The sequence below is a fragment of the Stenotrophomonas sp. Steno-C18 genome (genome assembly GCF_056393195.1).
Map to the genome: position 1 here is coordinate 831530 of NZ_JBWJOX010000001.1, position 12681 is coordinate 844210.

General features: G+C 69.5%; 9 protein-coding genes. 1 reads left to right on the forward strand and 8 read right to left on the reverse strand.

Going from position 1 to position 12681, the window contains the following annotated elements; genetic code table 11:
* Positions 1-28: 28 nt before the first annotated feature.
* From AC06FE_RS03865 to nudE, 5 genes are all read right to left on the reverse strand, one after another.
* On the reverse strand, positions 29-331 hold the full coding sequence (locus AC06FE_RS03865; RefSeq protein WP_132865298.1) for an Mpo1-like protein: 303 nt from the start codon (positions 329-331) through the stop codon (positions 29-31).
* Between the two features lie 38 nt (positions 332-369).
* Positions 370-693, reverse strand: a complete 324-nt coding sequence (locus AC06FE_RS03870) for a YnfA family protein (protein WP_132865299.1) — start codon at positions 691-693, stop codon at positions 370-372.
* Complete coding sequence (gene mazG, locus AC06FE_RS03875; protein ID WP_478072264.1) at positions 690-1508, reverse strand: nucleoside triphosphate pyrophosphohydrolase; 819 nt, start codon at positions 1506-1508, stop codon at positions 690-692. The genes AC06FE_RS03870 and mazG overlap by 4 nt, the downstream gene beginning before the upstream one ends.
* Positions 1509-1575: 67 nt before the next feature.
* Positions 1576-2382, reverse strand: coding sequence for a 3'(2'),5'-bisphosphate nucleotidase CysQ (gene cysQ / locus AC06FE_RS03880; protein ID WP_132865301.1), 807 nt, complete (start codon positions 2380-2382; stop codon positions 1576-1578).
* Positions 2379-2927 carry an ADP compounds hydrolase NudE gene (nudE, locus tag AC06FE_RS03885; RefSeq protein WP_132865302.1) on the reverse strand — a complete coding sequence of 183 codons (549 nt, stop codon included), beginning with the start codon at positions 2925-2927 and terminating at the stop codon, positions 2379-2381. The genes cysQ and nudE overlap by 4 nt, the downstream gene beginning before the upstream one ends.
* 124 nt (positions 2928-3051) lie before the next feature.
* Here nudE and AC06FE_RS03890 point away from each other — a divergent pair, with 124 nt between their 5' ends.
* Entirely contained in the window at positions 3052-3786 is a 735-nt protein-coding gene (locus AC06FE_RS03890; RefSeq protein ID WP_313251750.1) for a 16S rRNA (uracil(1498)-N(3))-methyltransferase, read from the forward strand.
* Between the two features lie 111 nt (positions 3787-3897).
* Here the strand turns inward: AC06FE_RS03890 and AC06FE_RS03895 are convergent, their stop codons facing one another.
* From AC06FE_RS03895 to AC06FE_RS03905, 3 genes are read right to left on the reverse strand one after another with little or no spacing between them, the layout of a single operon-like run.
* A complete protein-coding gene (locus AC06FE_RS03895; RefSeq protein ID WP_132865304.1) occupies positions 3898-4368 on the reverse strand; it encodes a chemotaxis protein CheW in 471 nt (156 codons plus the stop codon).
* 25 nt (positions 4369-4393) lie between these two features.
* The gene (locus tag AC06FE_RS03900) at positions 4394-5716 is read right to left on the reverse strand and encodes a chemotaxis protein CheB (protein WP_313251753.1); all 1323 of its coding nucleotides are present in this window, start codon (positions 5714-5716) and stop codon (positions 4394-4396) included.
* Positions 5703-12629: a hybrid sensor histidine kinase/response regulator gene (locus tag AC06FE_RS03905; protein ID WP_478072265.1), complete on the reverse strand. Its 6927-nt coding sequence runs from the start codon at positions 12627-12629 to the stop codon at positions 5703-5705. The genes AC06FE_RS03900 and AC06FE_RS03905 overlap by 14 nt, the downstream gene beginning before the upstream one ends.
* Between the last annotated feature and the right edge of the window lie 52 nt (positions 12630-12681).

The following is a 12681-nucleotide window of genomic DNA, read 5'->3' on the forward strand; positions in this document are numbered from 1 at the left end:
ATGGGGCGAGTATAGCCAGCCCCGCCGGTTACAGCGGCAGGCGCCCGCGCAGGATGTCGGCGAACATCACCCAGTCGCCGGCGAAGGAATAGAACGGATGGCTGAACGTGGCCGGGCGGTTCTTCTCGAAGAAAAAGTGCCCCACCCAGGCAAAGCCGTAGCCGCACAGCAGCGCGGCCAGCAACCAGCCCCATTGCTGCTGCCACATGGCCAGCGCCAGGCAGCCGAGCACGCCCCAGCTGCCGATGAAGTGCAGCCGGCGGCAGGTGCGGTTGCGGTGCTCCTGCAGGTAGTACGGGTAGAACTGGCGGAAACTGCTGAAACGCGACATGGCCTGCTCCCGGGGTTCCCGCGCGCAGGATAGAACCTTCAGTCGGCGCGCGGCGCGAACATGATCACGGCCATGCCGAGCAGGCACAGGCCACCGCCCAGCAGGTCCCAGCGGCTCGGCCGCACTGCGTCCACCAGCCACAGCCACAGCAGCGCCACGCACACATAGACGCCGCCGTAGGCCGCATAGACGCGCCCGCTGGCGGTGGGGTGCAAGGTCAGCAGCCAGGCAAACAGCGCCAGGCTCGCCGCCGCCGGCAGCAGCAGCCAGGGACTGCCCTGCTTGCGCAGCCACAACCACGGCAGGTAGCAGCCGACGATCTCGGCCACCGCGGTCAGCAGGAACAGCAACGCCGTCTTCATCGCGCCGCGCCCTTTTCCTCGTCCTTCACCTGCCGCCACAGTGCTTCCTGCTGCGCCAGGTCCAGGTCCTGCATGGCACCACCGCGTGCCCGCGCGTGTGTTTCCATCGCGCGGAAGCGGCGCTCGAACTTGAGGTTGGCCTGGCGCAACGCGGTGCCGACATCGACGCGCGCGTGCCGCGCGAGATTGGCGCAGACGAACAGCACGTCGCCGATCTCCTCCTGCAGGCGCGCCTGGTTGGCATCGACCGGCCCGGCGGCGAACTCGGCCTGCACCTCATCCACCTCCTCGCGCAGTTTGTCCAGCACCGGCACCGGGTCGGGCCAGTCGAAGCCGGTGCGCGCGGCACGCGACTGCAGCTTGGTCGCCCGTTGCCATTCCGGCAGGCCGCGCGAGATGCCGGCCAGCGCCGAATCATCGGTCTCGCCCCGGGCGGCACGCTCGGCGCGCTTGATCTGTTCCCAGTTGGCGCTGACATCGCCGGCACCGTCAACGCGGGCGTCGGCGAAGATGTGCGGATGGCGGCGGACCATCTTGTCGCTGATCGAGGCCACCACGTCACCGAAGTCGAACGCCCCCTGCTCGCTGGCCATCTGCGCGTGGAACACCACCTGCAGCAGCAGGTCGCCGAGTTCGTCCTTCAGGTCGTCCAGGTCGTTGCGATCGATCGCATCGGCCACCTCGTAGGCTTCCTCGACGGTGTACGGCGCGATGCTGGCGAAGTCCTGCTGCAGGTCCCACGGACAGCCGCCGTCCGGATCGCGCAGGCGCGCCATGATGTTCAACAGCGTCTGGATGTCGTTGCGCCCGGACATGTCGGTGGTGCCCTCATCAACAAAGCGCCGGCTTCGGCCGGCGCGGATCAGCATGCAGGCAGCGGGCTCAGAGCCCGGCCACCCAGTCCTGCCACGGCAGCGAGGCATCCCCCAACGCGACGAAGTCGCCATTGAGCAGACGCGGTCGCTGGTTGTACTGGAACGGTGCGCCGCTGTCGGCGGCCAGCAGCACGCCACCGGCGGCCTCCAGCACGCATTGCCCGGCGGCCGTGTCCCATTCACTGGTCGGCCCCAGCCGCGGGTACACGTCCAGCGTGCCCTCGGCGATGCGACAGAACTTCAGTGACGAGCCCTGCGCGACCATCTCGATCTCGCCCATGCGCTGCAGCAGCAACTCGGTGCGGCCGCTGCGGTGCGAACGACTGGCGGCCACACGCAACGGCAGCGCCGGCGGCACGCGGGTGATGATCACCTCGTCCTGCCCGTTCTCCCGGCGATAGGCCCTGTCGCCACGCATTGCGTGCCATACCACGCCGGTCACCGGCGCCTGCACCACGCCGAACACCGCATGGCCATCGACGATCAGCGCGATGTTCACGCTGAACTCGCCATTGCGCTTGATGAATTCGCGGGTGCCGTCGAGCGGGTCGACCAGCCAGTAGCGCGACCACTGCCGACGGGTTTCCCACGGCAGCTGCGCCGACTCCTCGGACAGCACCGGGATGTCGGGCGTCAGTGCCGCCAGGCCGTCGACGATCAGCCGGTGTGCGGCCAGGTCGGCGGTGGTGACCGGGCTGTCATCGTCCTTGCGTTCGATATCGAAGCCATTGGCGTAGACCTGCATGATCGCCACGCCGGCACGCTGGGCAATGTCGATCACCGCCTCGCGCTGCAAACGGTCCAGCCCGCTCATGCCTGCTTCCCCAGCCACTCGCGGGCGATGAACAACGCCGCCAGCGAACGGCCTTCGGAGAAGTCCTCGCGCAGCATCAGCTGGTCCAGCTCGGCCAGCTTCCACGGCACCACTTCCAGCTCCTCCGGCTCATCCCCGGCCAGCCGTTCCGGGTACAGGTCACGCGCCAGCACCAGCCAGGACGCGTGGCTCATGTAGGTCGGTGCCAATGTCATCGCACGCAGGACCTCGACCTTGCGCGCACCGTAGCCGGCTTCTTCCTTCAGCTCGCGGTCGGCGGCCTGTTCAGGGGTTTCGCCGGCATCGATGCGGCCCTTGACCAAGCCCAGTTCGTAGCGGTGCAGGCCGGCGGCGTACTCGCGCACCAGCAGCACGGTCTCGGCGTCCAGCATCGGTACCACCACCACCGCGCCATGCCCACGGCTCACCAGCCGCTGGAAGTGGCGGCGTTCACCGTTGGAAAACTCCAGGTCCAGCTGTTCCTGGCGGAACGGACCGATGTCCTGCTCGACCACCTTGTGGATCTGCGGCAACCGGCGGCTCATGCGTGGGCCCCGGCACGAATGCGGAGGATCGATAGAATGCGCATTGGCAGATACGTTCTCATGAGCCTGAAATGCTAGCAGACCCGGCCCCTTTCCCGCCGACCCGCCATTGCGAGGTCCCCCGATGCGCCTGACCCGTTGCCCCGTCGACCTGCCGCTGCAGGTGGGCCAGACCCTGTCGCTGCCCGAAGAGGCCGCCAATCACCTGGTGCGGGTGATGCGCCTGCGCGAAGGCGAAGGCTGCGTGCTGTTCAACGGTGACGGCCACGACTACGCCGCCACGGTGAGCAGCATCGGCAAGCGCGAGGTGCAGGTGCATGTCGACCGCTCCGACGCACTGGACAACGAATCGCCGCTGACGATCACCCTGCTGCAGGGCATCGCGCGCGGCGAGAAGATGGACCTGATCCTGCAGAAGGCCACCGAACTGGGCGTGAGCCGGATCCTGCCGGTCAACGCCGAGCGCACCGAGGTGAAGCTGGATGCGGCGCGCGCCGAGAAACGGCTGGCGCACTGGCGCAGCGTGGTTGGCTCGGCCTGCGGGCAATCCGGGCGCGCCCGGATTCCCCGGATCGACGCACCGCTGTCATTGGCCGCCGCGGCCGCGGCATTGCCGCCCCAGACCCTGCGACTGACGTTGGACCCGCAGGGCGAGCATCGCCTTGCCACGCTGGAGGCGGCACCGGCCAATGGCGTGGTGATCGCGATCGGTCCGGAAGGCGGCTGGTCGCCCCGTGACCGCCAGCAACTGGCCGATGCCGGCTTCCAGGGCCTGCAGCTCGGCCCGCGCATCCTGCGCACCGAAACCGCGGGGCTGGCGGCCATCGCCGCATTGCAGGCGAAGCTGGGCGATCTCTGAGCGTTGCCCGGTGCAGGCGCGAGTGGCCCGGCTGGCGGTCGCGACCGCACAGGCTGGTGACAGATAAAAAAAGCCGCGCGAGTGCGCGGCTTCTCTGTCCCGGCGCTGGGCTCAGGCGGCCGCCAGCGCCGCGGTCACCGCGCTTTCGATGGCATCCAGGTCCGGCAGCAGGGCACTCTGCTCGCCCAGCAGCACCCGCATGTGCACCACGCCCGGCAGGCTTTCTTCCGATGCGTCGGCCAGCAGGCCATCGCGGGGCACCGCGATCAGCTGCGGGAAGGACTGGGTCAGCAGCGCGAAGTACGGCAGCTCCGGGTTTCCGCCCAGGGCCTTGAGCACCACCACCTTGTTGTTGCCGCTGACCGGCTCGCCGCCCTGCCCGCTCAGGCCGGCATAGGACAGCAGCGGGACGCTCCAGCCGTGCCAGGCGATCTGGCCGACCAGCCAGGCCGGGGCATTGCCGATCGGCTCGACCGGCACACGCGACATCATTTCCGCGACCGTGGCATTGGGCAGCAGCACGCGCTCGTTGCCGGCCTGGATCAGGACCCCACGTACTTCGTCGTTGTTTGCGTAGCTCATCGTCGATTCCTTGGTTGCGCCGGCATCAGCCGGCGCAATGCGTTGCCAGTTCAGCGGCCAGATACTCCGGGTCGCCCGCCGGCTTGCCGGCAACCGCCAGCTGGCTGGCCGCCGCCGGGTCGTAGCAGCCTTCACCGATCTGGCCCGCGACCCAGCCACCGCGTTCGGCGAACGCCAGCACCGGCTCGACCAGGCCGACATCGGCGCCACTGAGCAGCATCACCGCGCTGCGCACCGGGTCCAATGCCTCCAGCAGGTCACCCTGCCCGTCGCCAAAGCGCAAGCCGCCCTCGGACGACAGGCTGGTGGCATCCGGCAGGATGTAGACATTGCCGCCGGCCAGGCTGACGCCCGGTTCGGCCAGGCTCACCGGCAAGCTGGTCGCACGCGACATCTGCTTGACCAGGTTGGCGTAACGACCACCGTCCAGGCGCAACTGCACCAGCACCGGGCGCGCGAAATCTTCCGGCAGGCCGGCCAGCACGCGGCGCACCGCGTCCGGGCCGCCGATGCCGGCGAACAGCAGCACTGCTCCGCCATCGGCACCTTCTTCCTCGATGTCGACCAGCGACAGCGAGGTGTTCAGCAGGCTGGCAAGCGCGGGCGGTGGCGGGGCCTCCGGCGTCGTCGCAACCTCCTGGTAACCCTCTTCCTCGACCAGCGACCACTTGCTGAAGTCCATGACCGGTGCGGTGGTCTCCGCCGCCGGCACCTGCACGGCCGGTTCGGTCCCGGCCGGTTCCGGCAGCGGCGGCGGCAGCACCGGCGACTCGGCCGCCGGCGTTGCGATCAGTTCCTCGAAGGAAAGCACCTGCGGACGCTCTTCGGGCACGACCGGCGGCACGTACAGCGCGTCGGCCGGCACGTCCACCGACTCGACGAATGCCTCGTCGAGGTGGAACTGCAACGGCGCATCGACATGGCGATCGGCCGGACGTTCCGGCAGCCCCGGCTCGAGCGCGGCGGCCGGCTCGGCGGCCTCGTCCTCCTGCCCGGGGGGCAGCACGTTGCCATGTCCCTGCAGCTTGGCCGCCAGGTGGCGAATCCAGCGCTGCGCCTCCCAGCCCTCGCGACGCGCGGCCAGTTCGGCTTCCTCGAACATCAGGGTCAGGTGCGGGGCTTCGAGCAGCGGCTCCAGGCGCTCCAGGGCGTCCTCGACCGCCGGCTCCAACGCCACCAGCACCACCTGCGGCGCAGCCGCTTCCAGGGCGGCACCGTCGAGCTGGTTGGGATCCTCCTCCAGCACGACGTGGCCACCGGCGGCGGCGATTGCCTCACGCAGGCGTTCGCGTGCCGCACCGGCACGGGCCAGCAGGGCTACCGGCTTGGTGGTGTCATTCGCGTACACGTGCGATCCCCAGCAGGTCGTAGACATTGCGCATCAGGTCCAGCTCCTGGTACGGCTTGCCCAGGTAACGCTGCACGCCGATCTCGAACGCACGCTGGCGATGCTTGTCACCGCTGCGCGAGGTGATCATCACGATCGGCACGTCCTTGTAGCGCGGGTCGGCGCGCATGGCGGTGGCCAGCTCGTAGCCGTCCATGCGCGGCATCTCGATGTCCAGCAGCATCAGGTCGGGCACGCGCTCTTCCAGCAGCTCCAGCGCCTCGACGCCGTCGCGCGCGGCGGCGACCTCGAAGTTGTGGCGCTCCAGCACGCGGCCGGTGACCTTGCGCATGGTCAGCGAATCGTCGACCACCATCACCAGCGGCGCATGGCGCTGGCTGGTGACCACGGTCGCCTCCACCGCCTGCTGCGGCTGGGCCAGGTGGCGACGCACCAGCGGCGCGACGTCCAGGATCACCACCACGTTGCCTTCGCCGGTGATGGTGGCGCCGTAGATGCCCGGTACCGAGGCGATCTGCAGGCCCACCGGCTTGACCACGATTTCGCGGTTGCCCAGCACCTGGTCGATCGCCACCGCCGCGCGCAGGTCGCCCGAGCGCACCAGCAGCAACGGGATCTCGTTCTGGCCTTCGGCCTTGGCCGCGGCCTGGCCGACCAGGGTGCCCAGGTTGTACAGGGTGAAGTCTTCGCCGTTGTAGTGGTAACCGCTCTGCCCGGATTCGAAGCGCTCGCGGGAAATGCGGCCGATACCGCTGACCGATGCCACCGGCACCGCGTAGGTGGTCTCGCCGATGCGGACGAACACCGCCTGGGTGACCGCCAGCGTCTGCGGCAGGCGCAGGGTGAAGGTGGCGCCGTGGCCACGCTCGGAATGGATGTCCACCGAGCCGCCAAGCTGGCGTACTTCGTTGCGCACCACGTCCATGCCCACGCCACGGCCGGCCAGCTGGCTGACCTGCTCACTGGTGCTGAAGCCCGAGGCGAAGATCATCTGGTCCAGCTGGCTGTCGTCGATCTGCTCCTCGGCGCCCAGCAGGCCACGCTGCTCGGCGCGACGGCGGATCGCCGCGCGGTCCAGGCCGGCGCCGTCATCGGCCACTTCCAGCACGATTTCCGACCCTTCGCGGCGCAGGCGCAGGGCGATCTCGCCTTCCTCGACCTTGCCGGCCCGGGCACGTGCGGCCGGTTCTTCCAGGCCATGCGCAACCGAGTTGCGCAGCATGTGCTCCAGCGGCGCGACCATGCGGTCGAGCACGTTGCGGTCCAGTTCGCCGTGCGTGCCTTCCAGCTTCAGGTGCACCTGCTTGCCGGTGTCGTGCGCGGCCTGGCGGACCACGCGACGCAGGCGCGGCACCAGGCCGTCGAACGGCACCATGCGCGCGCGCATCAGGCCGTCCTGCAGTTCCGAGCTCACGCGTGACTGCTGCTGCAGCAGCGTGTCGTAGTTGCGCGACAGCTCGTCGAGCACGCCCTGCAGGCCGCCCAAGTCGGCCGCCGATTCGTTCAGCGCACGGCTGAGCTGCTGCAGCGTCGAGAAACGGTCCAGTTCCAGCGGGTCGAAGGTCTGGTCGGCCTGTTCGTGCTCGCGGCGGTAGCGGGCGACGATCTGGGCTTCGGTTTCCAGGTCCAGGCGGCGCAGCTGGTCGCGCAGACGCGCGTTGGTGCGGTCCAGTTCGGCCATGGCGCCACGGAAGGCACCGAGCTGCTGCTCCAGGCGCGAGCGGTAGATCGCCACTTCGCCGGCGTGGTTGACCAGGCTGTCGAGCAGGTCCGCGCGCACGCGCACCTGTTCCTGGCCACGGGGGGCACCGTCTTCCTCGGCGGTCTGTTCGTCGATCACCGGTGCCGACAACGGCACCGCGGCTGCCAGCGGCTGCGGCTGCACCTCGTCCGTCACCGGCATCGGGGCGGACGCGTCCAGCGCCGGTGCCTCGACCGGTGCCGGCGCCGCTTCGGCGCGGCCATCGGTACGGGCTTCGAACGCGCCGATCAGGTCCAGCGGCATCTGCACCGCGTGGTGGTCACCGGTATGCACCAGCAGCTGGTGCAGGCGGTCGAAGCCCCGCTCCAGCAGCGTGACGTCGCCGCGGGTCATCTCGGTGCGGTTGGCCGCCACCGCTTCCAGCAGCGATTCGATGCCGTGGCCAAGGTCGCCAATGGCATTGATGCCGGCCATGCGCGCACCACCCTTGAGGGTGTGCAGGTCGCGCTGCAGGCCCGCCAGTGCTTCGCGGTCCTCCGGCGTCGAGCGCAGCTCGTGCAGCAGGCCATCGCAGTGGTCGAGCAGGTCCTTGCCTTCCTCGACGAAGATGTCGACCAGCTCGCGGTCCAGCTCGTTGAAGTCCAGCGGGCCGACCACCAGTTCGGCCAGCACCGGCTCGGACACCACCACCGGCTGGTCTTCCGGCAACGGGGCGGTCAGTGGTGCCAGTTCGATCCTGGCAGCCGTACCCGGCACATCGACCGGCACGTCGGCAACCGGTACGGCAACCGGTTCAGCCGGCTCCGTGATTTCGTCGCCCTGCCCGGCCACATCGGCAGCCAGCGTGTCGATCTCTTCCGCGTCCACGACCGGGTCGATTGCGACCTCGGCGCCTGCGGTGGCGGCGTCGTCGCGTTCCACGACGACGGCAACCGGCACGTCGACCGCGGCGTCTTCCAGCACCGGTGCGACTGCGGCTTCAGCCGCTGCGTCTTCCAGCGGCGCGTCTTCGGCGACGTCATGGATGTCTTCCAGCCGCATTTCGCTGGGCGCGGACACATCGACATCCTCGACACCGGCCGTCGCTTCGTTCACGGCGGCGTCCGTCGCTGCGACGTCGGAGGCAGTTTCCTCGATGTCGACGACAACCGCTTCCTGCAGTGCATCCACGTCGTTCCCGACCGCGACAGCACCTTCGGCATCGGCATCTTGCAGGGCAGCTTCCGAGGCCGGCACCGTTTCGCTATCCGCCAGCGGTGCGAGCTCGGCAGACAGGTCCTCGAGCTCGTCCACCTGCGCCGCGATCTCCGCCACCTGCACGTCGGCGTCGGCGTCGGCAACAAGGTCGGCGTCCTGCACCGACGGCGCTTCGAATTCGCTCGGCGTGGCTTCGTCGGGCACGGACGGTTCCAGCGCGTTCGCCTCACGGGCCGGAACAACCTCCTCGGCTGGCGTGTCCTTGCGGAACGCCGCGGCCGCGACGCCCGCGACCGCTGCGCCGGCCGTCGCCAGCCAGGCGAACGGTGACGATGTACCCGAAGCCGCCGGAGACTCAACCGCTTCCTGCGCGGACGACGCTTCGGCCGCTTCTGCGGGTGCCTGGCGGACGTCGTCGGCGAAGGCAACCGGTGCCTCATCGATCGGTGCCCGCTGTGCGGCTTCATCCACGTCGGCGTGGGAATCCTGCTGCGCGGTATCGGCTGCATCGACAACATTCAACGCGGCGGCAACCGCATCCGTCGTGGTCGTCGGCTCGACGGCCATCTCCGCTTCGGCGGACGACAGGTCCACAGGCGATTCGATGGCCTGTCCGGCATCCGTCTGCACATCCTGCACCGGCACGGCGCCCGGCGTGCCTTCCAGCAGCGAGGCATCCAGGTACGCCGACAGGTCTTCGGCCATGGACAGTTCCGGGGCGGACGGCTCCGCCGCGCCGGTTTCCTCGACGGCTGCAGGGTCGGCGTCGTCCAGCGACAGCTCGTCCTCGACCGGCATCGGCGGCCACTTGGCATCGGGCAATGCATCGACCAGCGCCTGCAGGCGTTCGGCCACACCCGGGAATGCCGGGATGCGGGGCGCCGGGTCGCGCAGTGCGTTGATGGTGGTGTCGATGGCCGCTGCCATCTGCGACAGCGCCTGCACACCGACCGCGCCCGGCACGATGCCGGCCGCCAGCGAGCGCTTGACGAAGGATTCGGCTGGCGAGGTGATGCTGGTGATCACCGGCACGTCGGTCATCGCGAACGCACCGCTCATGGTGTGCACGGCGCGCAACAGGTCTTCGTTGACCGGCTGCGGTGCTTCGTTCGACTGTGCCAGCCAGCGATTGACCGTTTCCAGGTGCACGCTGACCTCGGCTTCGAGGATCTCGCGCAGCACGCTGTCCACCGAGGCCGGGGTGCCTTCCGCCTCGACGGCGGCCACCGCCATCGGCTCGGCCACGATCGCCTCGGCGACCGGCGCGGGTGCCGGAGCAGGCGCAGCACTCGGCGTCTGGTAGAACGCTTCCTCGCCTGCGGCGACGCGGTCGGCCACATCCTGCATGCCCAGCAGGTCCGAATGCAGGCTGCCGGCGCCGCGCAGCGCGGCATTGAGCTCCGGCAGCACGTCATAGGCCTGGTTGACCATGGCGACCACGGCCGGGCTGGCCGGGCGACTGCCGTCCAGCACGCGGTTGAGCATGCCTTCGATCTTCCAGCTGAACTCGCCCAAGGTGCGTGCGCCAACCAGGCGACCACTGCCCTTGAGGGTATGGAACACTCGGCGCACCGGGCGCAGCCGCTCCATGTTGCCCGGCGCAGCGCGCCAGGCCGTCAACAGGTGCCCCAGGTTGACCAGTTCTTCGTCGAACTCCTCGATGAAGACATCGCGGATGTCCTGGTCGATGTCATCACCCCCATCGATGAACCCGCCATCGAGCGTGGCGAACGACACCGGTGCACGCGCGGCAGGTGCGGCGGCGGCGGCCGCGGCCTCCACCAACTCCGGTACGCGTGCCGGTTCCGGCGCGGCCGGGCGTGCGAACGGATCGAACGCGTCGGCGGCAGCATTGAGCTCGGCCATGAAGGCGGCAGCCTCGGCATCGGCCACTTCCACCGCTTCGGGCACCTGTTGGGCGACCACGACCGACGGCTCCTCGGCCGGTGCCACCGGTGCGGCGGCATGGACGGCTTCGGTCGGCTGCTGCGCGAGCGGCGCTTCCTCCAGCTGCCAGTAAACCGGCGCGTCGATCGCGGCGGGCTCGGCGGGCGACGCTGCTTCCAGCGTGACTGCCTCGTCCAGCTCCGGCGCGAAGAAACCGTCGGCAACGGTCACGTCCTGCACCACGGCCGGCGCGACGCGCGCAGACGCATCGTCCAGCTCCAGCAGGCTGCTGTCGAAGGTAAAGACCGTCGATGCCGCGGCCTCCGGCACGACCTCCTCGGAGGCCACCGGGTCGAAGGCCTGGAAAGCGGTGGGTGCGATGTCCGTGGCCGGTGCATCGTCTCGCTCTTCCAGCACGATCGGCGCCACGACATCGTCGTTGCCCACCGGCTGCGCGTATTCGGCCGCGACCGGGTCGAACACCGACGCATCCGCAGTGACGGCCGGTTCGGCCGGCACCTCAAACGGCCCGGCGACATTCGGCACCGGCGGCAGTTCGTTCAAGGTGGGCTTGGCATGGATGGCCGCGCCGAACAGCAATGGATAGGCCGGCGTTGACGTGGCAGCGGCAGGCGCGATCTCCGGCAGCGGCGGCGGAACCACCGCGGCAACCGGCTCCTGTACCGGGGGCTCGGCCTGCGGCGCGGCTTCCTCGACGATGACCGGCGTTTCCTGCACCGGTTCCAGATCCCACCGCGGCGTCTCGACCGGCGGCTCGGCCGCTGCCGGGGCCTCGACGAGCGCAACCGGGGCAACTTCCTCCACGGCAGGTGCGTCCATCGTGACGGCGGCGGCGATGCCGGCCGGCGCGTCGACGGTCAATGCCGGGATCGGCCAGTAATGCAGTGCTTCCAGGCTGCTGCGGGTGATGTCGAGGATGTCCTCGCGGCCCGAGCGGCGGTCACGCAGCGCTTCGAGGTAGTACTCCAGGCTGGCCATGGCGTCGGCCAGGGTATCCAGCTGGCGGCCACCGGGAATGCGGCGGCGCCCGATCAGTTCGGATTCGATGTATTGGCGCACGGCCAGCAGGTAGTCGGCCGGCTGCGGCAGTTCCAGCATGCGCAGCGCGCCGGCGACCTCGCCGAGCAGGCGCGGCACTTCGGCCAGGCGCTCGTGGTCCCAGTTGGTCTCGATGAAGGCGACGAACGATTCCCGCGCGGCGGTGAAGTTGGCGATGGCTTCGTGCGCCAGCACCTCCACCGTGCGCCGGGTCTCCACCGCGGCCGCGTCGTCCTCGCCTTCGGCATTCGCGCCGAGGTGGGCGACCTGGTCGTCCAGCGAGGCGTCCACGTACAGCAGCGAGCCGGCGATATCCAGCAACAGGTTGTCGTCGATGCCACGGTTGCCGGCGACCACCTCGGCCAGCGCGTCGCGCTGCTTGGCGACGATGCCACGGGCCACGCCCAGGCCCATCACGCCCAGCGTGTCGGACACCGCGCGCAGTTCGTCGACCTGGGTCTGCAGGTCCGCCGCATTGCCACCGGTACGCACGTGCAGGTCCAGCGCATCCTTGATGCGCATCAGGTCTTCCTTGACCGCGTTGCCGACCGTGTCGAGCAGTTCGCGGTTGCGGCCACGCAGGCTGCCGCGGGCATGTTCCAGTTCGGCCGGGCTGGCGTCGCTGGCATCGGGGTTGAACGCGAACAGCACGCTCTCGTTGATGCCTTCGGCACCACGCGCGGCGCGGATCTCGTTGAGCAGCGGCAGCAGCACGATCGGGATGTCGCGGTGGCCGTTCTGCAGGCGCTCCAGGTAGTCCGGCAACAGCACGGTGCCGCGCATCAGCGTGGCGCAGGCTTCCTCGCGCTCGGGCACGGCGCCGTCGCGCACCGCGTTGGCCAGCAGTTCCAGCTCCTCGGCCACCATCGCCGGGGCGTACAGCTCGACCATGCGCAGCGTGCCCTGCACCTGGTGCAGGTAGCCGGCGCAGAAACGCATGCGGCTGGTGTCGCTCGGGTCTTCAACGAACTGCTCGACCTCGTTGCGCACCTGGCGCAGGGTCTCGTCCAGCTCCGGCTTCACCCAGCCCAGCGCCGCGTGGCTCATGGCATCGCGCAAGGTACTCATCGCACTCCCCTGTACAGCAGCGATCGCATGGCGAGGTTCTGGCCCTGCTTCG

Bases quoted from the DNA above. Each gene is read 5' to 3' on its own strand.
- AC06FE_RS03865 (WP_132865298.1), bottom strand. From the start codon at position 331: ATGTCGCGTTTCAGCAGTTTCCGCCAGTTCTACCCGTACTACCTGCAG.
- AC06FE_RS03870 (WP_132865299.1), bottom strand. From the start codon at position 693: ATGAAGACGGCGTTGCTGTTCCTGCTGACCGCGGTGGCCGAGATCGTC.
- mazG (WP_478072264.1), bottom strand. From the start codon at position 1,508: ATGTCCGGGCGCAACGACATCCAGACGCTGTTGAACATCATGGCGCGC.
- cysQ (WP_132865301.1), bottom strand. From the start codon at position 2,382: ATGAGCGGGCTGGACCGTTTGCAGCGCGAGGCGGTGATCGACATTGCC.
- nudE (WP_132865302.1), bottom strand. From the start codon at position 2,927: ATGAGCCGCCGGTTGCCGCAGATCCACAAGGTGGTCGAGCAGGACATC.
- AC06FE_RS03890 (WP_313251750.1), top strand. From the start codon at position 3,052: ATGCGCCTGACCCGTTGCCCCGTCGACCTGCCGCTGCAGGTGGGCCAG.
- AC06FE_RS03895 (WP_132865304.1), bottom strand. From the start codon at position 4,368: ATGAGCTACGCAAACAACGACGAAGTACGTGGGGTCCTGATCCAGGCC.
- AC06FE_RS03905 (WP_478072265.1), bottom strand. From the start codon at position 12,629: ATGAGTACCTTGCGCGATGCCATGAGCCACGCGGCGCTGGGCTGGGTG.